21 protein-coding genes and 1 riboswitch are annotated in these 23,474 nt (G+C 68.7%); of the genes, 19 read left to right on the top strand and 2 right to left on the bottom strand.

The features are described from left to right. Positions 1-43: 43 nt before the first annotated feature. The 9 genes from RZ1_RS18330 (at position 44) to RZ1_RS18290 (ending at position 8,529) form a co-directional block, all read left to right on the top strand. On the top strand, positions 44-475 hold the full coding sequence (locus RZ1_RS18330; protein WP_072813933.1) for an Rv0361 family membrane protein: 432 nt from the start codon (positions 44-46) through the stop codon (positions 473-475). Between the two features lie 46 nt (positions 476-521). Then, on the top strand, positions 522-932 hold the full coding sequence (locus tag RZ1_RS18325; RefSeq protein ID WP_072813932.1) for a rhodanese-like domain-containing protein: 411 nt from the start codon (positions 522-524) through the stop codon (positions 930-932). After that, complete coding sequence (locus RZ1_RS18320; protein WP_072813978.1) at positions 929-2,152, top strand: O-succinylhomoserine sulfhydrylase; 1,224 nt, start codon at positions 929-931, stop codon at positions 2,150-2,152. Before RZ1_RS18325 ends, RZ1_RS18320 begins: the two co-directional genes overlap by 4 nt. 243 nt (positions 2,153-2,395) lie before the next feature. Continuing rightward, positions 2,396-3,361, top strand: coding sequence for an ABC transporter substrate-binding protein (locus RZ1_RS18315; protein ID WP_072813931.1), 966 nt, complete (start codon positions 2,396-2,398; stop codon positions 3,359-3,361). Further along, positions 3,358-4,386 carry a FecCD family ABC transporter permease gene (locus RZ1_RS18310; RefSeq protein WP_072813930.1) on the top strand — a complete coding sequence of 343 codons (1,029 nt, stop codon included), beginning with the start codon at positions 3,358-3,360 and terminating at the stop codon, positions 4,384-4,386. Before RZ1_RS18315 ends, RZ1_RS18310 begins: the two co-directional genes overlap by 4 nt. Beyond that, a complete protein-coding gene (locus RZ1_RS18305; protein ID WP_072813929.1) occupies positions 4,383-5,165 on the top strand; it encodes an ABC transporter ATP-binding protein in 783 nt (260 codons plus the stop codon). The genes RZ1_RS18310 and RZ1_RS18305 overlap by 4 nt, the downstream gene beginning before the upstream one ends. Continuing rightward, positions 5,165-6,511: a bifunctional adenosylcobinamide kinase/adenosylcobinamide-phosphate guanylyltransferase gene (cobU, locus tag RZ1_RS18300; protein WP_072813928.1), complete on the top strand. Its 1,347-nt coding sequence runs from the start codon at positions 5,165-5,167 to the stop codon at positions 6,509-6,511. Before RZ1_RS18305 ends, cobU begins: the two co-directional genes overlap by 1 nt. A gap of 456 nt (positions 6,512-6,967) precedes the next feature. Next, entirely contained in the window at positions 6,968-7,714 is a 747-nt protein-coding gene (locus tag RZ1_RS18295; protein ID WP_072813927.1) for an MspA family porin, read from the top strand. A gap of 62 nt (positions 7,715-7,776) precedes the next feature. Continuing rightward, positions 7,777-8,529, top strand: a complete 753-nt coding sequence (locus RZ1_RS18290; RefSeq protein ID WP_072813926.1) for an MspA family porin — start codon at positions 7,777-7,779, stop codon at positions 8,527-8,529. A gap of 101 nt (positions 8,530-8,630) precedes the next feature. On the opposite strand, the gene RZ1_RS18285 is transcribed toward RZ1_RS18290, so the two are convergent. Beyond that, positions 8,631-9,389: an HAD-IIA family hydrolase gene (locus tag RZ1_RS18285; protein WP_072813925.1), complete on the bottom strand. Its 759-nt coding sequence runs from the start codon at positions 9,387-9,389 to the stop codon at positions 8,631-8,633. A gap of 65 nt (positions 9,390-9,454) precedes the next feature. Then, entirely contained in the window at positions 9,455-10,228 is a 774-nt protein-coding gene (locus RZ1_RS18280; RefSeq protein ID WP_072813924.1) for a sulfite exporter TauE/SafE family protein, read from the bottom strand. A 383-nt stretch (positions 10,229-10,611) separates the two neighbouring features. On the opposite strand from RZ1_RS18280, the gene RZ1_RS18275 reads away from it, so the two are divergent. From RZ1_RS18275 to RZ1_RS18230, 10 genes are all read left to right on the top strand, one after another. Next, positions 10,612-11,583 (top strand): amino acid ABC transporter permease, encoded by a 972-nt coding sequence (locus RZ1_RS18275; protein WP_072813977.1) that lies wholly within the window; start codon positions 10,612-10,614, stop codon positions 11,581-11,583. After that, complete coding sequence (locus RZ1_RS18270) at positions 11,580-12,362, top strand: amino acid ABC transporter ATP-binding protein (protein WP_072813923.1); 783 nt, start codon at positions 11,580-11,582, stop codon at positions 12,360-12,362. Before RZ1_RS18275 ends, RZ1_RS18270 begins: the two co-directional genes overlap by 4 nt. A gap of 35 nt (positions 12,363-12,397) precedes the next feature. Next, positions 12,398-13,366: an ABC transporter substrate-binding protein gene (locus RZ1_RS18265; protein ID WP_072813922.1), complete on the top strand. Its 969-nt coding sequence runs from the start codon at positions 12,398-12,400 to the stop codon at positions 13,364-13,366. A 22-nt stretch (positions 13,367-13,388) separates the two neighbouring features. After that, the gene (locus tag RZ1_RS18260) at positions 13,389-14,522 is read left to right on the top strand and encodes an FAD-dependent oxidoreductase (protein WP_072813921.1); all 1,134 of its coding nucleotides are present in this window, start codon (positions 13,389-13,391) and stop codon (positions 14,520-14,522) included. After that, entirely contained in the window at positions 14,519-15,016 is a 498-nt protein-coding gene (locus RZ1_RS18255; RefSeq protein WP_072813920.1) for a GNAT family N-acetyltransferase, read from the top strand. The genes RZ1_RS18260 and RZ1_RS18255 overlap by 4 nt, the downstream gene beginning before the upstream one ends. A 304-nt stretch (positions 15,017-15,320) precedes the next feature. Next, positions 15,321-16,337, top strand: coding sequence for an endonuclease domain-containing protein (locus tag RZ1_RS18250; RefSeq protein WP_169918001.1), 1,017 nt, complete (start codon positions 15,321-15,323; stop codon positions 16,335-16,337). Continuing rightward, a complete protein-coding gene (locus RZ1_RS18245) occupies positions 16,334-16,984 on the top strand; it encodes a hypothetical protein (protein ID WP_072813919.1) in 651 nt (216 codons plus the stop codon). The genes RZ1_RS18250 and RZ1_RS18245 overlap by 4 nt, the downstream gene beginning before the upstream one ends. Further along, positions 16,981-20,214 carry a helicase HerA domain-containing protein gene (locus RZ1_RS18240; protein WP_238071851.1) on the top strand — a complete coding sequence of 1,078 codons (3,234 nt, stop codon included), beginning with the start codon at positions 16,981-16,983 and terminating at the stop codon, positions 20,212-20,214. Before RZ1_RS18245 ends, RZ1_RS18240 begins: the two co-directional genes overlap by 4 nt. A 314-nt stretch (positions 20,215-20,528) precedes the next feature. Beyond that, a riboswitch (SAM riboswitch) is annotated at positions 20,529-20,623 on the top strand. A gap of 183 nt (positions 20,624-20,806) precedes the next feature. Then, positions 20,807-22,435 carry an ABC transporter substrate-binding protein gene (locus tag RZ1_RS18235; RefSeq protein WP_072813918.1) on the top strand — a complete coding sequence of 543 codons (1,629 nt, stop codon included), beginning with the start codon at positions 20,807-20,809 and terminating at the stop codon, positions 22,433-22,435. A 3-nt stretch (positions 22,436-22,438) separates the two neighbouring features. Then, positions 22,439-23,473 carry an ABC transporter permease gene (locus RZ1_RS18230; RefSeq protein ID WP_072813917.1) on the top strand — a complete coding sequence of 345 codons (1,035 nt, stop codon included), beginning with the start codon at positions 22,439-22,441 and terminating at the stop codon, positions 23,471-23,473. Position 23,474 lies beyond the last annotated feature (1 nt).

The following is a 23,474-nucleotide window of genomic DNA, read 5'->3' as shown; positions in this document are numbered from 1 at the left end:
CGCCCGGACCGGCGGAGATTGCGGTCCACCTAGGATCAGGGGCATGGCAGACAAGCGACCCGCACCCGAACCGGATCCCGGCGAGCCGGACCGCAGCACCGCCGGCCCGTTCCTCGGGGCGCTGGCCGTCCTGGTCGTTCTCATCATCGTCGTCGTCGCCGGGCAGGTCTTCGGGTCGTCCGACGAGTCGCCGAGCGACTCCGACCTGGTGTCCCGGACCGTCGACGACTACGTGCGAGCCCACAACGCCGCCGATGTGGCCGCGATGACGCGGCTGCGCTGCGCCGAGCTGCCCGCCGATCGGGCGCCGCTCGCCGGCGTTGCCGGCGAGGTGAAGATCGACGAATTCGGCACTGCCGACATCGACGGGGACCGCGGCCGCATCGATGTTCGCACCACCGTCGACGGAGCGCAGGAGACCGTCGTCTGGTCGTTGACGCGGATCGACGGCAGCTGGCGGATCTGCACCGACTGATCCGCCCGCCTCGCAGGCCCCGACACGTCTGTGAAAAGCTGGTGCGGTGAGCTACGCAGGTGATATAACGCCGCAGCAAGCCTGGGAGCTGCTGCAGGAAAACCCGGATGCCGTGCTCGTCGATGTGCGTACCGACGCCGAGTGGAGATATGTCGGGGTTCCCGAGACCTCGTCCATCGGTCGCCGCACCGTCTTCGTCGAATGGGTCGGCTACCCGAGCGGTGCCCCCAACGAACGGTTCGTCGACGAACTGCGCGCGGCCGGCATCGACGGCGGTCCGGTGGTCTTCCTGTGTCGCTCGGGGCAGCGTTCCATCGGTGCCGCCGTCGCGGCGACCGCTGCGGGCCTGACCCCGTCCTACAACGTTCTCGAAGGATTCGAAGGCGCCCTCGACCCCGAGGGGCATCGGGGCGCCGAGGGCTGGCGGGCCGCGGGCCTGCCGTGGAGGCAGTCGTGAGTGCAATTCCCCAGGGTGGCGCGTTCCAGCGGCCACTGCCCGATTCGGTGCGCCCGGCCACCCTCGGTGTCCGCGGCGGCCTCCTGCGTTCCGGGTTCGAGGAGACCTCGGAGGCGCTGTACCTCAACTCCGGCTTCGTGTACGAGTCCGCCGAGGCCGCGGAGCAGGCCTTCACCGGTGAGGTCGACCACTTCGTCTACTCGCGGTACGGCAACCCGACCGTGAAGATGTTCGAGGAGCGGCTGAGGCTGCTCGACGGCGCCGAAGGGGCCTACGCCACCGCCAGCGGCATGTCGGCGGTCTTCACCGCACTGGCGGCGCTGCTCGGCAAGGGTGACCGGCTCGTCGCGGCCCGCAGCCTGTTCGGCTCGTGCTTCGTGGTGTGCAACGAGATCCTGCCCCGGTGGGGTGTGGAGACCGTGTTCGTCGACGGTGAGGACCTCGACCAGTGGGAGCAGGCGCTGTCGGTGCCGACCACCGCGGTGTTCTTCGAGACCCCGTCGAACCCGATGCAGACCCTCGTCGACGTCCGCAAGGTTTCCGAGATGGCGCACGCCGCCGGCGCAAAGGTGGTGCTGGACAACGTGTTCGCCACCCCGCTGCTGCAGCGGAGCCTGGACCTCGGCGCCGACATCGTCGTCTACTCGGGGACCAAGCACATCGACGGCCAGGGCCGCGTGCTCGGTGGCGCGATCCTCGGTCCGAAGGACTACATCGACGGCCCCGTGCAGCAGCTCATCCGCCACACCGGTCCGGCGCTGAGCCCCTTCAACGCCTGGACGCTGCTCAAGGGCCTCGAGACGATGGCGCTGCGCGTACAGCGGTCGGTGGACACGGCGCTCGAACTCGCCCGGTTCCTCGAGACGCAGGACGCGGTGAGCTGGGTCAAGTACCCGTACCTCGAATCGCACCCGCAGTACGAGCTCGCCCGGTCGCAGATGAGCGGCGGCGGAACCGTCATCACGTTCGAGCTCGCCGCCGGCGAGGGTGAGGGCAAGAAGAAGGCGTTCGAGCTGCTCAACAAGCTGCGGATCGTCGACATCTCCAACAACCTCGGTGACGCGAAGTCGCTCATCACGCACCCGGCGACGACGACGCACCGCGCGATGGGCCCGGAAGGACGCGCCGCCATCGGCCTGGCGGACGGAGTAGTGCGCCTGTCGGTGGGTCTGGAGGATTCCCAGGATCTCCTCGAGGACCTGGCGCAGGCACTGCGCTAAGGGCACGTGCCAGGCACTGCGCTACGCTGCGGGTGGCCCCGGCCGTCAGGTCGGGGCACCGCAGCGTCACGGTGAAGTCCGGTGCGATCCCGGCACTGTCCCGCAACTGTGAAGCCGGCCGCGGGCCGGACGAGTCAGATCGGCCGCCGCTGCGGTCACGTACTGGTCCTCGGGCGAAGGACGGTGCCGTGCCGCGACGGACTTCCGTTGCAGCCGTGCTGCTTTCGTTCTCCGAAACGGAGGATGGTTGTGTCCACCAACAGGTTCCGCGTGCGCCGCATGCTGGGGGCGGGTGTCGCGACGCTCGCCCTGATCGTGGCGTCCTGCGGTGGCGGTGACGACTCCGGCACCGACGCCGACGGTGCCGCACCGACCGGCGACGGCACGTTTCCGGTCACCGTCGGTTCCGGCGACACCGCCGTCACCGTCGAGGCGCGTCCCGCAGCCATCGTTTCGCTCGCCCCGACCACCACCGAGATTCTCTTCGCCGTGGGCGCCGGGGATCAGGTCGTCGCGGTCGACGACCAGTCCGACTATCCGCCGGGGGTGCCCGTCACCGGACTCTCGGGCTATACCCCCAACGTCGAGGCGATCCTCGGGTACGAGCCGGACCTGGTGGTCGCGACCGACGACAACGGCGACGTCGTCGCGGGCCTGGCGAAGGCCGGGGTCCCGACGCTGCTGCTGCCCGCCCCCGACACCCTCGACGACATCTACACCCAGATCGAGCAGGTCGGGGCCGCCACCGGACACATCGGCGATTCCGCGGAACTGGCCGCGTCGATGCGCAGCGATATCGAGCAGATCCTCACGACCGTGCCGGAACGGGACCAGCCGCTGAGCTACTACCACGAACTCGACGACACGTTCTACACCATCACCGACGACACCTTCCTCGGGTACCTGTACGGGCTGGTCGGTCTGCGCTCGATCGCGACCGGGCCCGACGCCTATCCGCAGCTGTCCGCCGAGTACATCGTCGAATCGGACCCCGACCTGATCTTCCTGGCCGACGGGCAGTGCTGCGGCGTCACCCCCGAGACGGTTGCCGCGCGCGCCGGCTGGGGGGAACTGACCGCTGTCCGCGAAGGCCGCGTCCACGTGCTGGACGAGGACATCGCGAGCCGCTGGGGTCCGCGGGTCGTGGATCTGCTCCGCGACCTCGCCGCGACGGCGGCCGCACTTCCCGCCGCGCAGCCCACGTCGTGACCCGTGCGCCACGGCGCCGGGTGCTGGTGCTGAGCGGGGCGCTCCTCGTCCTGATCGCGGCGCTGCTCGTCGGGATCCTCGTCGGGCCGGCGGGCCTGACCGTACGCGGGGTCCTGCTCGAGCTGCTGGACGCACTGCCGTTCGTCGACGTGGACAGTGGATTGTCCACGCGCCAGCAAGCGATCCTGTGGAACATCCGGATGCCGCGCGTCGTGCTGGGGGCGCTGGTCGGCGCGATGCTCGCGATTGCCGGCGCCGCCTACCAGGGGGTATTCCGCAATCCGCTCGCCGACCCCTATCTGCTCGGAGTCTCGAGCGGCGCGGGTCTCGGCGCGACCCTCGCGATCGCCCTCGGCGGTGTGCTCGGCATGGCCGGAGTGCCCGTCGCCGCGTTCGTCGGCGGGCTGCTCGCCGTCGCGGCGACCTACGCGCTGGGGCGGACCGCCGGCGGTGCCCGCTCCGAGGTGGTGATCATCCTCGCCGGCGTCGCGGTCGCGGCGTTCGCGAACGCCGCCCAGACATTCGCGTTGCAGCTCTCCGACGACAGCCTGCGCCAGGTCTACACGTGGTTGCTGGGCCGGCTCGCCACGGACGGCTGGTCCGACGTGGTGGTGGTGCTACCGTACGTCGCGATTGCCGCCGCGGTGGTTCTGCTCCACCGCCGCACCCTCGACGTGATGGGCGTCGGCGACGTCGAGGCGGCCAGCCTCGGTGTGCATCCGGCGCGGGTACGGCTCGTGCTGGTGTGCGTGGCGACGCTCGGCACCGCGGCGGTCGTCAGCGTCAGCGGCCTGATCGGTTTCGTCGGGATCGTGGTCCCGCACGCGGTCCGGCTGCTCGTCGGGCCCGGACACCGGATGCTGCTGCCGCTGTCGCTGATGGCGGGCGCGGCGTTCCTCGTGCTCGCCGACGTGGTTGCCCGCACCGTGATGTCCCCGGCGGAACTGCCCATCGGGGTCGTGACCGCGGCGATCGGAGCGCCGTTCTTCCTGCTCGTCCTCCGTCGGAGCAGGGGGGGCCTGTGACCGAGGTGCAGTGCCGGTCCGTCGTCGTCGAACGCGACGGAGTCCGCGTCGTCGACTCCGTGGATCTCGTTGTGCAGCAGGGGGAGTGGGTGTCGATCCTGGGACCCAACGGGGCCGGGAAGACGACCTTGCTGCACGCGCTGGCCGGACTGGTGCCGTCCACCGGGGACGTCCGCATCGCGGGGCTGACGCCCGGCGCGGGCCGCCGCGCGATCGCCCGGGTGGTCGCGTTGATGCCGCAGCGGCCCGTGGTTCCCGAAGGTGTCACCGTCCGCGAACTGATCCGGCTCGGCCGCACCCCGCACATCCCGCGGTTCGCGACCGACACCCCGAACGATCGCGCTGTCGTCGACTCGGTGATCGACCGTCTCGGCCTGGAGTCGCTCGCGTCACGACCGGCGACCGAGTTGTCCGGCGGGGAGCTGCAACGGGTGGTGCTGGGGCGCGCCCTCGCCCAGCAACCGCGGGTGCTGCTGCTCGACGAGCCGACCAGCGCTCTCGACATCGGCCACCAACAGCAGGTTCTCGACCTGATCGATTCGCTGCGCCGCGACGGTGACCTCACGGTGCTCGCGGCCATGCACGACCTCACCTCCGCCGCGCAGTACGGCGAGCGGCTGGTGCTGCTCGACTCCGGCCGAGTCGTCGCGGACGGGTCGCCCGCGCAGGTCCTCACTGCCGAGCGGATCGGTGACGTCTACGGAGCGAGGGTCGAAATCCTGGACCGGCCAGGAGGATTCGCAGTACTTCCCCTGCGGCATCCTCCGAAGGAGATGTGATGGAGCTACTGCTGCTCGGTACCGGTGCCGCGGACGGGTGGCCCAATCCGTTCTGCACGTGCGCCTCGTGCGACGACGCCGTCCGGCGCGGCGAGATCCGCGGGCAGACCGCGGCGCTCATCGACGACGTGCTGATGCTCGACTGCGGGCCGGAAGCTCCGCGCGCGGCCCTGCGCCACGGCCGGAATCTGGCTCGGGTCCGGCACATTCTGCTCACGCACGCCCACGCCGATCACCTGGGGCCGCAAGCGCTGCTGTTCCGCTCGTGGGTCGCAGCCGGGTTCACCGTCGACGTCGTCGGACCCGCCGCCGCGGTCGATGCGTGCCGCGACTGGGTGGGGCCGGACGATCCCGTCCGGTTCGTGCCGGTGGCCGCGGGGGACGTGCTGACCGTCGGCGACTACCGGGTCGGGGTCCTCGGGGCCCGGCACAAGGTGTTCGAGGACGGTGACGCCGTGCTCTACGACGTTACCGGCCCCGACGGTGCCCGCATCCTGTGGGCGTGCGACACCGGGCCGCTGCCGGACGCCTGGTTCGACGATGTGGCGGACGCGGCGTTCGATGCCGTGTTCCTCGAGGAAACCTTCGGTGACCGTTCGGATCTCAGCGCCGGCCACCACACACTGGCGGCGTTCGCGGACACCGTTGCGGCGTTGCGCGCGTGTGGCGCGGTCGTCGATGCCACCGATGTGGTCGCGGTGCACCTGGGGCATCACAATCCGCCGATCGCCCAGGTTCGCCGTCGGCTCAGTGGCTGCGGCGCGCGGGTCGGCAACGACGGGGAAGTGGTTCGGGTGGGTGCTTCCGGATGCGAATACGGTACCGGACAACGGACGCTGATCCTCGGTGGGGTGCGATCCGGGAAGTCCCGATACGCCGAGGAACTGCTCGACGCCTACCCCGCGGTGACGTATGTGGCGACCGGCGGGACCCGCGAGGGCGATGCGGAGTGGGCGGAGCGGGTGGCGCTGCACCGCGACCGCCGACCCGAATCGTGGTCCACCGTAGAGACATCGGACGTCGCGCAGGTGCTGCGGTCGGCGACCGAACCGCTGCTCGTCGACTGTCTCGGTACCTGGCTCACCGCGCGGCTCGACCTGCACGAGGTGTGGACGGGCGGGGACCTCGCTGCCGTCGAACAGGATGTCGAGGAGTTGCTGACCGCGTGGGCGAACTGTGCGGTTCCGGTGGTCGCGGTGAGCAACGAGGTGGGTAGCGGGGTGGTCCCGGCGAGTGCGTCGGGTCGGCTCTTTCGGGACCAGCTCGGCCGCCTGAACACGAGGGTCGCGGAGATTTCGGACTCGGTGTCCCTCGTCGTCGCGGGTATCCCGGTGCGGCTCCGCTGACGGATCTGTGTGCAACCGGCGGTTACTGGTTTACGTCCCTGTAATGTGTCACTATATAAAGCTCTACCGGCCTCTGGCGGTCTCCGATGCCGAATGCGGCTACCGGGCAGTAATATTCGTACTTCGAACACCGATTCCCGCCTGTTGGGTTTGACCTACTCTTTACTCATCCGTAACCAGTAAGTGATCTAGGTCACATGGATGAGATCGTTCGTGGCGCTATTCACAAGCCGTGTTATCGTTCGTCACGAACTGGGGCCGGCTGGTTGTCAAACGGCCACAGTGCCCCCTGGGGCGAACAGTCGACCGTGCGCCGAGGTCCTTGTGCAGTAGGGTCTTTCGGCCAAAGCGAATCACTGTGATAAACACCAGTCGATCTCTGCTGCCCGGAGATCGGCGTGTTCGACCGTGCCCTCCCACGGACGGGCACCGCACACACCTGACTAGGGGTACAAATTGAGCAAGAAGCACACCTCCGGTATGCGCCGCGGCGCCCGGATCGGTAGCGTGGCCGCCGCCGCGGCCATCGCCCTGGGATTCCTGTCCGTCGGCGCCGCAAACGCCGACACCCTCGTTCCCCTGCCCGACGGTGAGATCACGGCTCCGGGAGGTAAGGCCACGGTGACCCGGACCGAGGAGAGCGCGCTCATCTCGCCGTCCATGGCCGCGAACCCGACCAACCGCGTCGCGTGGGTGTCCGGCAAGATCACCGCTCGGGTCAACGTCGACATCCCGAAGGAACCGGGTAAGACCGACGGCAGCACCTCGCCCCTGGCCGGTGCCAACAATTCCTCGACGCATGGCGTCTCGCGCATCAACACCGGCTACATCGTCGGTTGCCAGGTCGACATTTCGGGTCTGAAGGGCAACCTGGGCATCAACTTCAGCACCGGTGGCAGCAGCGCCATGACCGGAAACCTGCTGACAGACGCCGTCACCGGTGTCACGACCCTGACAAATGCGGTCAGCCCGACGGCGTCTCTCTCCGTTCCGCTGCAGCCCGGCCAGGTGACCTTCGTGCACCTCGAGGGCAAGGACATCACCGAGAAGAACACGGAGTACACCGTCCAATACCAGGATACCGAGCTCAGTAACGGTGGTTGCGGTGGCTACGCGCAGGCTCGGGCCTACACCGTGCTCGAGGTCGTGGGCAAGGACTACGTCAAGACCACCCTGTACGGCCAGCCGTTCAGCATCGGCTGATCACCGCACCAGACCCTGACTGACTCCTCGCTCACGCGAGCCACGAACTCGAGAGAGAAGACATGAAGACCAGCATCACCAAGGGCCTGCGCCGCGGTCTCCGCGCTGCCGGTATCGGCGCCACCGTCGCCGTCGCGATCGGCTTTGCGTCCGCCGGTGCGGCCAATGCCGACACCTTCATCCCCCTGAAGGAAGGCTCGATCACCGAGACCCTGCCGGGCGACGTCGTCGTCACGGTCTCCACCACGGGCGAGTCGGCGAACATCTCCCCGTCGATGGGCGCCACCCCTGTCCACCGCAATGTGTGGGTGTCCGGGTCGGCTCAGGTCAAGCTGTCAGGAGCCGGTGCCAAGGACGTCTCCAACTTCCGCATTCAGCCGGGCTATGTTGCCGGTTGCCAGGTGGATATCAGCGGCTCGGGCGGGGCGGGTGCGAATGCCGCGGGCGGAGGCGGCGCAAGCTCCACCACCACTGACACCCCCACAACAGACCCGACTGTGACTGCGTCGACCCAGAGCTCGACCGGAAGCGGCGGGCTGAGCGCTAACGTCGGCATCACTCTGTCCCCCGGCAAGACCTCCTCCTTCAACGTTCTTTCCCTGGAGCAGGAGAACGCCTTCGGTGAGCGGGTCTTCCGCCCCTTCTCGGTGGTTTCGAAGGCAACTGAGGGCAGCGTCACCTGGGCCGACTCGACCGTGGGCATCTCCGGCTGTGCCGGCTACGCCCAGGCTCGCAGCTTCGTGAAGGTCACGGTCAACACCAAGACCGCTGTCCAGCAGGTCACCCTGTGGGGTCAGCCGTTCAGCCTCGGCTGATAGGTACCCGCGACAGGTAGCCGGCCCCGCCACCGAGAACCTCATCTTCTCGGTGGCGGGGCGCTGTCGCCTTCCGGCCCGGTGGGGGCCGGAAGGCGACGTCAGAACGGATTCGCGGTGCGGCCCACCAGATCCGCGACCGATTCGATGATCCGCGTGGGCCGGTAGGGGTACAGCTCCACCGACGTGCGCGTCGAGATCCCAGTGAGCACCAGCAGCGTCTGCAGGCCCGCCTCGAGCCCGGCCACGATGTCGGTGTCCATGCGGTCGCCGATCATCACCGTCGTCGCCGAGTGCGCGCCGATCGCCCGCAACGCGGACCGCATCATCAGCGCGTTCGGCTTGCCCACGAAGTACGGTTCGCGGCCGGTCGCCCGCGTGATCAACGCGGCGACAGCGCCGGTCGCAGGCAGCGAACCCTCGAGCGACGGTCCCGTCGGATCGGGATTCGTCGCGATGAACCGCGCGCCCCGCTCCACGAGTCGGATCGCCGTGGTGATCGCCTCGAACGAGTAGGTGCGGGTCTCGCCGAGCACCACGTAGTCGGGGTCACGGTCGGTGAGCACGTACCCGATGTCGTGCAGCGCCGTCGTCAGGCCCGATTCGCCGACGACGTAGGCGCTTCCCTCGGGTCGCTGGTTCGCGAGGAACGTCGCGGTCGCGAGCGCCGACGTCCAAATCGATTCCTCGGGGATGTCCAGGCCCGTGCGGAGCAGCCGGGCCCGCAGATCACGCGGAGTGCGGATCGAGTTGTTGGTCAGAACCATGAACGGTGTTCCGTTCGACCGCAGTTCACTGAGGAAGGCGTCTGCGCCCGGGACCAGTGCGTCCTCGTGGACGAGCACGCCGTCCATGTCCATCAGATAGGTCCAGGCAGGGGCGGTGGTGTCCTCGGATGTACTCACCGTGCCATTTTCTCACCCGCTCACGCGAGCAGTCGGTAGAGGCCGATCAGGCCGACGACGACGATGGTGCCGCGCAGCGCCGTGGGGGACAGGCGACGACCGTAGCGTGAGCCCAGCGCGCCGCCGATCAACGAGCCCGCGGCGATGAGCCCGGCGACCGTCCAGTTGATCCGGTCGAACGCGACGAGGGTGTACGCGGTGGCGGAGACGATGTTCACCAACAGGGAGAGCAGGTTCTTCGCCGCGTTCTGTCGCTGGACGTTGTCGTGCAGGAGCGCACCGAACAGTCCCATGAGCAGAATGCCCTGTGCCGCAGTGAAATAGCCGCCGTACACGCCGACGGCGAAGGTGCCCGCGACGAGAATCGTCATCCGTACCGGCCCGATGCGGTCGTCGCCGGTCCCACCGGCCCGATTCAGCACCCATTTCTGCAGTTTCGGTTGCAGCACAACGAGGATCAGTGCGAGCACCATGAGAACGGGCACGATCGTTTCGAATGCCGACTCCGGCAGGTGCAACAGCAGCCACGATCCCAGCACCGCGCCGGACAGCGAGGCCGGAATCTGCCAGCGCAATCGCAGCCACTGCCCACGCAATTCGCGCCGATATCCCCACGTGCTCGACACGCCACCGGCGACGAGCCCGACCGCATTCGACATCGTCGCAGTCACCGGCGGCAACCCGAACGCCACGAGAGTCGGGAAGGTGATGAGGGTGCCGGAGCCGACGAGTGCGTTGATTGCGCCGGCTCCCAGACCGGCCAGGGCGACGAGGAACAGTTCGAACGCAGTCACCGATCGAAGTCTACGGACCGGCCACCGTCGCCCCGCTCCTCGGCCCCACCCCGCACGCGCCCCCTCCGGGTGAAGGTTCCCAGCACCCGAAGGGGGTGGTGTCGGGAGGGTCGAGGTGTTCGAATCACCCGGATTTCAAACAGTGACCGGGACGGCCGTCACGAACACGCTGTATGCGACGGTCGCCGATCCCGACGGGACCGAGGGAGAGGTCCGACCATGAGCAGCAACGAGCGCGCGTCCTGTCGCCGACGGCACATCGATCTGTGCCGCGGCGCCTCGCGCCGCTGCCGCTGACTGTCCGGTCCCCGCAATCCGACTTCTGGGATTCCCCTGTCCAGTTCGAAAGGCACCTCCATGTCCGCAGCGTTCGGCAGGCCGGCGTGAGCGCGCCGACCCGCAATCGTCCCGCGTCACCGGCGCCCGACACCGTCGACGACGCGGATCTCGTCGTCGCCCGTACCCGGCACCCGTGGCGGTGGGTGATCAGCCTTGCGGTGCTGGTCGTCGTCGCGCAGTTCCTGCACGGCCTCGCCACCAACCCCGGGTGGGATTGGTCGACCTTCGCCCGCTACTTCACCGCCGAATCGGTGCTGGCTGCGTTGTGGATGACGGTGAAGCTGACCCTGTGGGGCAGTGTTCTGGGCTTCGCTCTCGGCGTGTTGCTCGCCGTCTCACGACTGTCGAACAATCCGGTGCTCCAGGTCATTTCGTGGACCTACATCTGGGCGTTCCGCTCGATTCCGCTGATCGTGCAGCTACTGTTCTGGTTCAACATTGCGTACCTGTACCAGACACTGTCGCTGGGTATTCCGTTCGGACCGAGCTTCTTCGAGTTCGACGTGACCGGGGTGATCTCCGGCTTCACCGCTGCGGTGATCGGTCTGGCCCTGCACCAGGCCGCCTACTCCGCGGAGATCATCCGTGCAGGCATCATCTCCGTGGATCACGGGCAGATCGAGGCGGCCAACGCCCTCGGCATCCCACGGCACCGCCAGTTCGTCAGAATCGTCCTGCCGCAGGCGATGCGCGCGATCCTGCCTAACGCCGCCAACGAGGTCATCAGCCTGTTCAAGGGCACATCGATCGTCTCCACGATGGCGATTGCCGAGTTGTTCTACCAGGTCCAGGTGATCTTCGGACGCAACGGCCGGGTGGTGCCGCTGCTCATGGTCGCCACCGTCTGGTACATCCTGCTCACCACCGTCCTGTCCATCGTCCAGCACTACGTCGAGCGTCACTACGCCCGCGGTTCCGCCCGCGCGCTGCCGCCCACCCCGCGGCAGAAGTTGCTGGCCAAGTACCGCGAGATCCGAGACACCGGGATCGGTGCGCCGAGGGGAGCGACGACTTGACCACGACCGGAGATCCGCAGGTTTACGCCGTCGACGTGCGCGGGGTCCACAAGTCCTTCGGCGCACTGGACGTGCTCGCGGGCATCGACCTGCAGGTCCGCAAGGGGGAAGTGACGGTGATTCTCGGTCCGTCCGGATCGGGGAAATCCACGCTGCTGCGCACCCTCAACCACCTCGAGAAGGTCGACCGCGGCACCATCCGTATCGATGGCGAACTCATCGGCTATCGGCGGCGCGGCAACAAACTGCACGAGCTGCGCCCGCGCGAGGTACTGCGCCAGCGCTCCCGGATCGGCTTCGTCTTCCAGAACTTCAATCTGTTCCCGCATCTGACCGCGCTCGAGAACGTCGTCGAGGCCCCGTTGTCGGCGCAGAAGCGCGAACGCTCCGCCGTGGAGGCCGAAGCCCGAGAACTCCTCCGCCGCGTCGGCGTCGGAGACAAGATCCACGACTACCCGAAGCAGCTGTCGGGCGGACAGCAGCAACGCGTCGCGATCGCCCGCGCGCTGGCACTGCGTCCGGCGGTGATCCTGTTCGACGAACCCACCTCCGCGCTCGACCCCGAACTCGTCGGCGAGGTTCTCGAGGTGATCCGCGACCTCGCGAGGGACGGTACGACCCTCGTCATCGTCACCCACGAGATCGGATTCGCCCGCGAGGTCGCCGACACCGTCGTGTTCATGGACGGTGGTGTCATCGTCGAGCAGGGCCCACCCGCCGACGTTCTCGATCGCCCCACCCACGACCGCACCCGGGCATTCCTGTCCCGGGTGCTCTGAAAACCTTTCACACCGAAGACCTCCGGAAGGACACGATGTCAGCCTCCACCCGCCCCACGAGGCTGTTTGCCTCGGCCCTGACCGCCGTCGCCCTGCTCGCCGGCGCGGCGTGCAGCTCCGGCGACCCCGAGACGGACGCCGCGACCGCGGCCGGCTACAACCTCACCGCGGACCAGAACCGCATCACCACGGACGAGGTTCCCGAGATCGCCGCGAAGGTCCCGCAGGCCATCCGCGACCGTGGCACCCTGATCGTGACCGGTTCCGCCGGAACGGCCCCGCCACTGCGGTTCTACGCCGACGACGACACCACACTCATCGGTTCGGAAACGGACTTCGCGTACCTCATCGGCGACGTACTCGGACTGGACATCGAGCTGACCGCGGCGGACTGGGCACAGAACTTCGTGCGCATCGACTCCGGTGAGGCCGACACCTTCATCTCCAATGTGACGGTCACCGAGGAACGTAAGGAGAAATACGACTTCGCCACCTACCGCCTCGACAGCCTCGCCGTGGAGGTCAAGAAGGACAGCGGTATCACGTTCGACGGGCCGAAGGACATCGCGGGCCTGAAGATCGGTGTCGGCTCGGGCACCAATCAGGAAGAACTGCTCGTCCAGTGGAACGAGGAGAACATCGCGGCCGGGCTCGACCCCGCCGAGATCCTCTACTACCAGAACGCCACGGACTATTACCTCGCACTCGGCTCGGGCCGCATCGACGCGTATGTCGGCCCCAACCCGTCGTCGGCGTTCCACGCCATCCAATCCGGCGAGACCGAAGTCGTCGGCACGTTCTCCGGAGCGGGCGCTGACTTGCAGGGCGAGATCGCGGTGCTCACGAAGAAGGACAACGGGCTGATCGTCGCGATCAACGAGGCGCTGAACCATCTCATCGAGAACGGCACGTACGCGCAGGTTCTCGAACGCTGGGGCATCTCGAGTGAGGCGATCGATTCCTCGGTGATCAACCCGCCCGGACTGCCCAAGAAGCCTGCGTAGCAGCGACATCCGGAGGGAATCGATGAGTCGAGATCAGGGCCGCGCCGACGTGGTGATCGTCGGCGGCGGTGTCATCGGATCGGCGGCGGCGTGGCGCCTGGCCGAGCGCGGCCGGTCGGTCGTGCTGCTCGAACAGTTCGGGCCGGGACACCATCGCGGTGCGTCGCACGGCAGTTCGCGCATCTACCGGCAGGCGTACGACGGGGAGTTCTACACCGCTCTGGCCGCCCGGGCCCTGCCGCTGTGGCGCGCCCTCGAAGACGACACCGGCACGTCGGTGCTCACGCTCACCGGTGCCGTCGATCACGGGCTGCCCGGCGCGTTCGCGGCCAAGGCCCGCGCGTTGGCCGCGCTCGGGATCCCGTACGAACTGCTCGAACCGGAGCGGGCCGGACGGCGTTGGCCCGGAATCCGATTCGACACGCAGGTCCTGCACCATCCCGATGCCGGACGGCTGCACGCCGACCGGTCGGTGCAGGCCCTGAGCCGGGCTGCGGGGAAGACGGGAGCGGACATCCGGCACGGCGTCACCGTCCGCGGAATCCGCACCACCGCAGCCGGCGTCGAGGTGATCACCGACGACGATGTCGTCGCGGGCCGGCACGTCGTCGTCGCGGCCGGCGCATGGACCCGGCCGGTCATCGACGCCGCGCGTCTGGACGCGGTGCCGGAACTGCCGCGACTGCGCACGACGCAGGAACAACCCGCGCACTTCGCACCCGTCACCGACGACGACTGGCCCAGTTTCGTGCACCATCCCGGTGCCGGGCTCGCCGCCGAGGGCATCTACGGGCTCGGTTCCGGCGACGGCATCAAGATCGGCGAACACGGAACGGGGCCGGTGGTCGATCCCGAAACCCGGGATCACCGGCCCGATCCCGCCGGTGTCGCGCGACTCGTGGACTACGCCACCGCGTGGCTGCCCGGCGTCGACCCCGGCTCCGTCACCGCCGACACGTGTCTCTACACGACCACCCCGGACAGCAATTTCGTCGTCGACCGGATCGGCGACGTGACAGTCGCCGCCGGATTCTCCGGGCACGGTTTCAAGTTCGCACCGGCGATCGGCGAACTCGTCGCCGATCTCGTCGACGGAACGGTGCGGGCACCCGAGCCGTTCCGGTTCGGCACCCGGGAGGCGGTGGCCGCGCGATGACCGAAACCCGCCGCATCCAGGTCCATCACGTCGCCCAGAACGACCCGCTTGCGTTGCCGCTGCTCACGGAACTGGCCGTCGAGTACAGCACCCGGTACGAGCGGCCGTTCGAGGAACAGTTCGATGCGCTGACCACCCACCCCGGCGAGGAGTTCGCCCCACCGCACGGGGCCTTGCTCGTCCTCGCCGAGGACGGCGAGCCCGTCGCCGGGGGAGCGTTCCGCCGCTACGACGAGCACACCGCCGAACTCAAACGCATCTGGACCTCCAGCCGCCACCGGCGTCGTGGGCTCGGCCGGATCGTCCTCGACGAACTCGAGGCCGAGGCGGTGCGGCGCGGCTACACCCGCATCTACCTGACCACGGGCTGGCGTCAACCCGAAGCGGTCGCGTTGTATCTGGCGGCCGGGTACACCGCGCTGTTCGATCCGGCCGTCCCGGCCGAGGAGATCGGGCCGCACCCGTTCGAGAAGTATCCGTCCGCGTCGTGCTGATCGGGTCTTGCCCGCACGGCTCGCGGCGGTACCGCTGTGACCACGCTCGAACCGATCCGAGACCTGCCCGACGGTGTCCCTGCTGTCCGAGCGCGCCGCCGCGATATCGTGGGCCGCCGAGGCCTCCGCCTGAAACGTCGCCGATCGCGCCGACGATAGGGTGCGCGTGACGTTGTGGATGGGGATCAGGACCGCATAGGTGACAAGAACGATACGAACGGGGACGACCGGTGCCGTCCCGATGCAGTCCGAGGGGGAGCCGGCCCGGTGGCCGGCGGATGTGCCGGCCGGTCGGGTCGTGTGTGTGAATCACCCGACGGCGGACATCGCTGCCGTTCTCGATCCGCAGACGCAGGATGCACCGGCCGTTCTCGTGTGCCACATCGGCGGGACGGATTCCGCAGCGGAAATCGTCGCGGGGATCCTCGACGACCTCGAAGCCGCCGCGTTGAACCTGTTCCCGGCCTGGTTGCCCGGCGGCGCGGACATCGACGGCCGGACCCTGCTCGATGTCGCGGCGGTCCGGGTACTGGCGAAGCGGTTGGCAGCGACCAGCCGTCACTTCGGACCGTTCGTCGCCGCCCTCGCCGAGGCGGCGGTACGTGGCACCCGCCTCGATCCGTCCCGGTACGCCCGGGAGACCAGGGCGGCGGGTCTCGCCCGGGTCCTCGCGACCGGCTATCGGCGATCGCACACCGTGCTCGTCGTCACGGCGCCGCCGGACCTGCCGGTGGACGATCAACACGTGCTCGCGGCCGCGTGCGAATGGCTTGCCGTGCAAGGCCGTATCGGGATCGCGGTGGCCACGTCGGCGATCCCCGCGATCGATCGGTTCACCACGGTCACCGTGCTGCCGGGGACACGAACCGGAACGGTCGCGCACGGCGAGTCGTCGCCGCATTCGCCGGAGCCGGTCCGGCTGCGGTACCCGGCGCTCGCCGGGCGACCGCACCCGGGCAGCGCCGCGGAGAAGAAGCTGGATGCGGCTCTGCAGGACTGCGACTGGGCCCGCGGCGGCCGGTGGAACACGATCTATCAGCCGGATCCGCTGCGTGCGCCGATCTGTGTCGACCTGATGTGGCCGGACGCCCGATGCGTCGTGGAGGTGGACGGCGACGACCATCGGATGCCCGCCAAGTACGCTGCCGATCGGCGGCGCGACGTCCGGCTTCAGCTCGACGGCTACGCGGTGCTGCGGTTCACCAACGAGCACGTCCTCGACGACGTCTCGGCGGTCGTGGCCGCCATCGAAGGGTATGTCCGCGGCCGACGCCGTGAGACGGGATCGACCAGGTCGGCGACGGAGGGCAGTACACGGTGAGTGCAGACGATCTGACGGCGAGCGAGATCCTGGTGCTGCTCGCCTTGATGGCCGAGTCACGTCCGGTGCCCAACCCCGAACTGAAGACCCTCGGGCCGGAGCTGCGGCCGGACAGCCGCAAGAAGCTGAACCGGCTGGGACTGATCGAGACCGACACCAGCGGCCGTCCCTACACGCACGTGCTGGCCGACGGCGGCTGGGCACGGTGCTACCAGGAGATCGGTTCGGCGGCGCCGCCGAAAGCGGGCCCGTACGGCCGCACGCTCTACACGATGCTCGCGGCGATGCGCCGGTACTTCGACCGTGCTGATCTGCGTCCGTCCGACGTGTTCCTGCCGGCGGGGACGGCCACCGATTCGGCGCCCGTGGGAACCGCCGAATCCGGTGCGGTCGAGGATCGTGTCCGCATCGCGTATACGCGGCTGGCGGAACGGCCGGGAGCGTGGGTGCGCCTGACCGACCTGCGCGAGGTGCTGGCCGACGTGCCGAGGGACGAACTCGACCGTGAACTGGCACGGATGTACCGGCTGCCGGATGTCGTCCTCGTTCCGGAGGAGAACCAGAAGGCACTCACCGAACGGGACCGGGCCGCGGCCGTGGTGATCGGCTTCCAGAACAACCACGCCATCGCGATCGAGGCGCAGTGACAGAGCTGATACAGGCCACGTCCGAGCCCGTGCAGCGCGCGACCGACGACGAGCGCCGCGCACTCGCCTCGATCCGTCTGTCGTGGGCGCCGACGCCGGACGACGTGTGGCAGCCGCAGGCCGACCTGCACGTGCCGGGACTGCACGACCCGGTGATCGGCACCGTGATGAGTGCGTTCGACGACGCGCGGAACAGCCCGTCGGCGAGCCCCCTCGGTGTCGTGGTGCGAGGACAGGCCGGCTCCGGGAAGACTCACCTGCTGGGGCACGTTCGTGAGCGGGTGCAGAGCGAGGACGGGTACTTCTTCCTGATCGGGCTCATCGACGCGTCGGACTTCTGGCGCTCGACCGTCGTCGGGATGCTCGACAATCTCGGGCGGCCGGCATCCGAGCACGGTACCCAGCTCCGGCTGTTGCTGTGGCGGCTCGCCACGATCGCCCACATCACGCGGGCGCAGCGCCGCGCGATCGTCGGCGACGCCGTGCTGGACAGGACTGTGCTGGACGACTTCGTCATGGCCCTGGCGAAGGTCCGGCCCCAGCTGATGAGGCAGTGTCGCCGCACGGCGCGCGCCCTGGCGCTGTATGCGGCAGCCGATCTCGATCTGCAGGACGTCGGCGAGTCGTTCCTGCTGTCCGTCGAGGAGATGTCTCCCGGCGAACGTAGCCGGTGGGGGATCGGTCCGGCAGTGACGCTTCCCCAGGAGATCGCGCGGGACATCTCCCTGCTGCTCGCGGAGACGGGCCCCACCGTCCTGGCCGTGGATCAGATCGACACCCTGATCGCGCAGTCTCATCGGACGCTGGGCGGTTCCGCCGAAGCATCGGCCGATTCGGCGCTCGAGGACATCGCGCACGGACTGATGTCGTTGCGGGAGACACTGAAGCGAACCGTCTCGGTGGTCTCGTGCACACCCGGGGCGTGGGCGTTGATCGAGGACCGAGCCACCGCGACCGTCCGCGACCGGTTCCGGGTGGACCGGCCGTTGAAGGGTCTGCCGACACCGGACATCGCTCGCGCGTTGCTGGAGAAGCGGTTTCGGTCGGGTTACGGTTCCGTCGGGTTCGAGGCCCCGTATCCGACCTGGCCCGTGACGGACGCTGCCCTGGCCGGCACCCCGGACATCACCCCGCGCGAACTCCTGAAACAGGTCGACGCGCACATCCGGCGTTGTCTCGATCGTGACTCGGTGATCGAGATGACCGACTTCGGACGGGCCGTCGGCGAAGAACCGGATGAGACGCCGGGAGTGAGCGGCGATGTGGACCTCACCGCGCTCGATGCCCGGTTCGAGGCGCTCGTGGCCGGAGCCGCCGCGGACGATGCCGTCGACGCCGGATCGGAGGACACGGTCGTGCCACGGCTGCTCGCCGCGGGGCTCGACGCGTGGATCCGGGAAGCCGGTGCACCGGACGGCGCATTCCAGCGCGATCCGCTGCCCGGCGCGAAACCTGCTCTGCACGCACGGCTTCGGCGCACTCTCGATGCCGCCACCGAGGACGAGGAACACTGGGCGTTCCGTGCGGTGTCGTCGACGAACGCCGTCGCGTCGATGAATCGAATCCAGAAGGCATGTACCGCAGCCGGGTTGGCCGGAAGCATGCCGCGACGTCGGCTGTTCCTGCTGCGGAACGAGCCGTGGTCCGGGGGCGCGAAGACTCAGGCGACCGTCGCGTCGTTCGATGCGGCAGGCGGGCGGACACTGCCGCTGTCACGCGACGACATCCGAACCCTGACAGCACTTCACGGTCTGCTGGAGGCGAACCCGGACAGGCTGGACGAGTGGTTGGCGAGTCGACGGCCCGCGCACGAGGTCGGTGTGTTCCGCGCGGCGCTGGACGTCGCCGGGGCCGACGGTGCATCGCCGGGACCGGCGGCGGAGCCCGCCCCGGCGACCGGCACCGGAACGTCCGAATCGGCCGCGCTGCCGGATGCGTCGGTGGTGGACGAGCCGGAGGCCGGCCCGGCGGACTCCGTCGAGGTCCCGTCGATCCCGGTCGGTACCGCTGTCGCCGGCGGAACCGAGGTTCGGATCCCCCTCGAAGCGCTGCGCAAGCACACGGCGATCTTCGCGGGGTCCGGTTCGGGGAAGACCGTGCTCATCCGCCGGTTGGTGGAGGAGTGTGCACTCCACGGGGTGTCCTCGATCATCCTCGATCCGAACAACGACCTGTCCCGGCTCGGCACACCGTGGCCGGCCGGATCCCGCGGCTGGACGCCGGGCGACGAGATCAAGGCGGCCGACTACCTGAACAACACCGAGGTGCTGGTCTGGACGCCGCGCCGGTCCAACGGCCTGCCGCTCAGCTTCCAGCCGCTCCCGGACTTCCCGAGCGTCGTCGACGACCGGGACGAGTTCGGCGCGGCCATCGACTCCGCCGTCGCTGCGCTGGCACCGAGAGCGAGGGCCGACGGACGGACCGCCGCGGCAGGCAAGGCGCAGGCCGTGCTCAAACAGGCCCTCGAATACTTCGGCCGTGGATCATCCGGTGGGCTGGACGATTTCGTTGCTCTCCTCGAAGAGCTCCCGGAGGACATCAGCAATCTCAAGAACGCCGAGAAGATCGCCGCGGACCTCGCCGAGAATCTCAAGGCCGCGATGGCCACCGACCCGATGTTCGGCGGGATCGGCACCGCGGTGGATCCGGGCGTGCTGCTGACGCCGTCGCCGGGCCGCCGAGCCCGGGTGTCGGTGGTGAACCTGTCCGGATTGCCCTCGGATTCCCAGCGCCAGGGGTTCGTCAACCAGCTGCAGATGGCGTTGTTCGCCTGGATCAAGAAGAACCCGGCCGGCGATCGACCACTGGGAGGTCTGTTCGTGATGGACGAGGCGCAGACGTTCGCGCCGTCCGGCCAGACCACCGCGTGCACGCAGAGCACGCTGGCTCTCGCCTCCCAGGCACGCAAGTACGGTCTGGGTCTCGTGTTCGCCACGCAGGCGCCGAAAGGACTGAACAACCGGATACCGGGCAACGCCGCGACCCAGTTCTACGGCCTGCTCAACAGCCCCGCCCAGATCGACGCGGCGAAGGAGATGGCCGCGGTGAAGGGCGGCACGGTACCCGATATCGGCCGGCTGCCCGCCGGGCAGTTCTACGCCGCCGTCGAAGGGGCCGAATTCCGCAAGACGCAGACGCCGCTGTGCCTGACCTATCACCCGAAGAGTCCGCCGACCGAGGAAGAGGTCCTCGAACTGGCGCGCGCGTCGGCACCCATCCGGCACGAGTAGATGGACTTTCGATCGCGGTGAGGTTGACGGTGTTCCGGGATCTTCGGGCTCGCTGACGTCTGCACCGACCATCCAGAGCCCCTCGACCGGTATCCGTCGCGCGCGACCTCCCACTCCGGTTCTCGCGTCTGAGTCGACTCGAACTTGTCTCCACGCCCGGTGGCGCCGCGGATCCGCGGCGCCATCGGTGCCCTGCGCACAACGGGTACTCGTGGGCCCCTCGCCGTTGGTGACCGCCGGTGTCGCCGGGAGGGGTTTCGATCGCGCTGACGAAAAAGGTGTTCGGGGGATCGAGAGGTCACTACCGTCGGCGACGACCATCCAGAGCGACCGAGAGACCTGGCTCGACGACGTCGCAGCAACCCCCTGCCCCGGCAGGTGAGGGTGCTACCGCCGGGAACGATGGAGGAGAACATGACGAGCGAAGGCCTGACGGGTGCGTGGGAACGTATCCACGTCGACCTGTGCCGCCACTGCGGGGCCAGGTGTCGCGGCCGCTGAGATCCGCGTCGAATTCACCTTCCTTCCGTCCGCCCGGCGGCGTCGCCTGCGTCATGCTGCCGGAGCCATGTCCAGATCATGGAGCCCGTCGTTGTCCATCTCGTCCTCTTCTGCGTCCCGGCTCGTCGTCACGGCAGCCGCAGCCGCAGTGCTCGGAGCCGCACTGACCGCGTGCGGATCCGGCACTGCGGCGAACTCGGAGCCCGCCGGGGATCCGCAGCCCGGCGGCACCCTGCGATACGGGCTGTCGCAGGCACCGACCTGCGCGGATCCGGCCCAGGCCGGCAGCAACCAGACCATCTACGTTGCCCGTCAGGTCGTCGACTCGCTCACCGACCAGGATCCCGAGACCGGTGAGATCGTGCCGTGGCTGGCGGAGAGCTGGGAATCGAACGCCGACGGCACCCGGTTCACCTTCCGCCTGAAGGAGGGCGTGACCTTCAGCGACGGCACCCCGCTCAGCGCGGAATCCGTGAAGAGGAACTTCGACGCGATCGTGAACACCCTCGGCGGGGTCAAGGCACCGCAGGCCGTCGGTTTCCTCGCCGGGTACACCGGCACCACGGTCGTCGACGACCGCACCGCACAGGTGAACTTCTCGGCTCCGAACGCGCCGTTCCTGCAGGCCACCGCCAGCCACCAGCTCGGTCTGCTCTCGGCCGCGGACACCGCGAAGAGCGCCGAGGAGCGTTGCGCGGGAGACCTTTCCGGTACCGGTCCGTTCGTCTACGAGGGCTATCAGCAGGACAAGTCCGCGACGCTCGTCAAGCGCGCGGGATACTCGTGGGGGTCCGAGGCGTTCGGGCACGACGGTGAGGCCTACCTCGACCGCATCGAATTCACCATCGTGCCCGAATCCGGAGTCCGCACCGGCTCGCTCGCGTCCGGGCAGCTCGACGCGATCTCGGATGCCCTGCCGCAGGATGCCCCGCAGATCGAAGGTGCCGGTGGCCGCATCCTCACCACGCCGAACCCGGGCATTCCGTTCGGATTCCAGCCCAATGTCAGCCGCGGCGTCCTCGCCGACCCGGCCGTCCGGAGCGCACTGGTTCCGGCGATCAACCGGCAGGAACTCGTCGACACCGTCCTCGGGCCCGACTTCCGCCCCGCCACCAGCACCCTCGCCTCCGCGACCCCCGGTTACGTCGAGCTCGCCGACGTCACCTACGACCCGCGGAAGGCCGAGCAGATCCTCGACGATGCGGGCTGGGTGCCCGGTCCCGACGGAATCCGTGTCAAGGACGGGCAGCGCCTGAGCTTCCCGGTGCTCTTCAGCTCCGTGTTCGCGGGTAACCAGGCCATCCTCGAACTCGTGCAGCAGCAGTTGCGTGCGGTGGGCATCGACCTGCAGCTCGATCTCGTCTCCACTCCCGAGACCACCGCCCGGCAGAACGCCGGTGACTACGAGGCGTCCTACTACAACAGCACCCGGGCCGACGGCGACATTCTGCGCACGGCATTCGGTCTCGACGGTCGGAACATCAACCGGCGCAACCCGATCCCTGAGCTCGACGACGTACTCGGTCGTCAGCTGTCCACGACCGATCCGGCGGCGCGTGGCGTGCTCGTCGGGCAGGCGCAGCAACTCGTGCTCGACAACGGGCTGTGGATTCCCACCGTCGAGTTGTCGCAGGCGATCGGTGCCGGGCCGAACGTCGCGGACCTGAAGTTCGAGGCCTCGGCGCGACTGCAGTTCGTCGACACCTGGCTGAGCGAGTAGATCATGCTGCGCTATCTCGGTTTCCGTGTGCTCCAGGCGGTGGGTGTGCTGTGGGCGGCGTTCACGGTGTCGTTCGCGGTCCTGTTCCTGCTGCCCTCAGATCCGGTCTCCATCGCCGCCGGCGCCGATGCGGGAACGCCGGTCGACGCCGCCGCGATCGAACAACTCCAGGCTCGATACGGACTCGACCAGCCGGTCGCGGTGCAGTACTGGAACGCGCTGGGCAACGCGGTCCGAGGTGACTTCGGCATGTCCATCTCCACCGGCCAGCAGGTGACCGACGCGATCGCCGCCGCCCTGCCGAGCACTCTCGCACTGGCGGGCACAGCGCTGGTGTTCGCCCTGGTGTTCGGCACGGCGGTCGCCTTTCTCGCGACCTACACTCGGACGAACCTGCTTCGCAGCCTGCTGTTCTCGCTCCCTCCGCTGGGTGTGGCCGTGCCGACCTTCTGGGTGGGCCTGATCCTGTTGCAGCTCTTCTCGTTCCGGCTGAGACTGTTCCCGGCCTTCGGAGACCAGGGCATCGAACACGTGATCCTGCCCGCGATCACCCTGGCACTGCCCACCGGCGCGGTGATCGCACAGGTGCTCGCGACGAGCCTGCAGACGACCTGGCGGCAGCCGTTCATCGAGGCGGCACGGGCGAAAGGCGCGTCGCGCCTGCGCATCCACACGCGGCACGCCCTGAAACTGTCGAGCATCCCCGCCTTCACGATCGCCGGCGTCATCGTCGGCAACCTGCTCGCAGGAGCCGTCGTCGTCGAGACCGTCTTCTCGCGGGCGGGCATCGGACGTCTGACGCAGATGTCGGTGATGGCGCAGGACATTCCCGTGGTGCAGGGCATCGTCGTGTTCTCGGCCACCGTCTTCGTGCTCGTCAACCTCGCCGTCGACCTGCTCTACCCCCTCATCGACCCGCGAATCACCCACGGCATCGAACGCAGAGGTGCGGTGGCGCCGCGCCGTGCTGCGGTGGCGTCGACGGAGGGGAACCCGGCTCACGACGACACTCTCCTGGAGGTCGAGGCACGTGTCTGAC

This window comes from Rhodococcus zopfii NBRC 100606 = JCM 9919, from assembly GCF_001895025.1.
GTDB classification, from domain to species: domain Bacteria; phylum Actinomycetota; class Actinomycetes; order Mycobacteriales; family Mycobacteriaceae; genus Rhodococcus; species Rhodococcus zopfii.
This window is presented reverse-complemented; position numbering and strand designations above follow the sequence as displayed.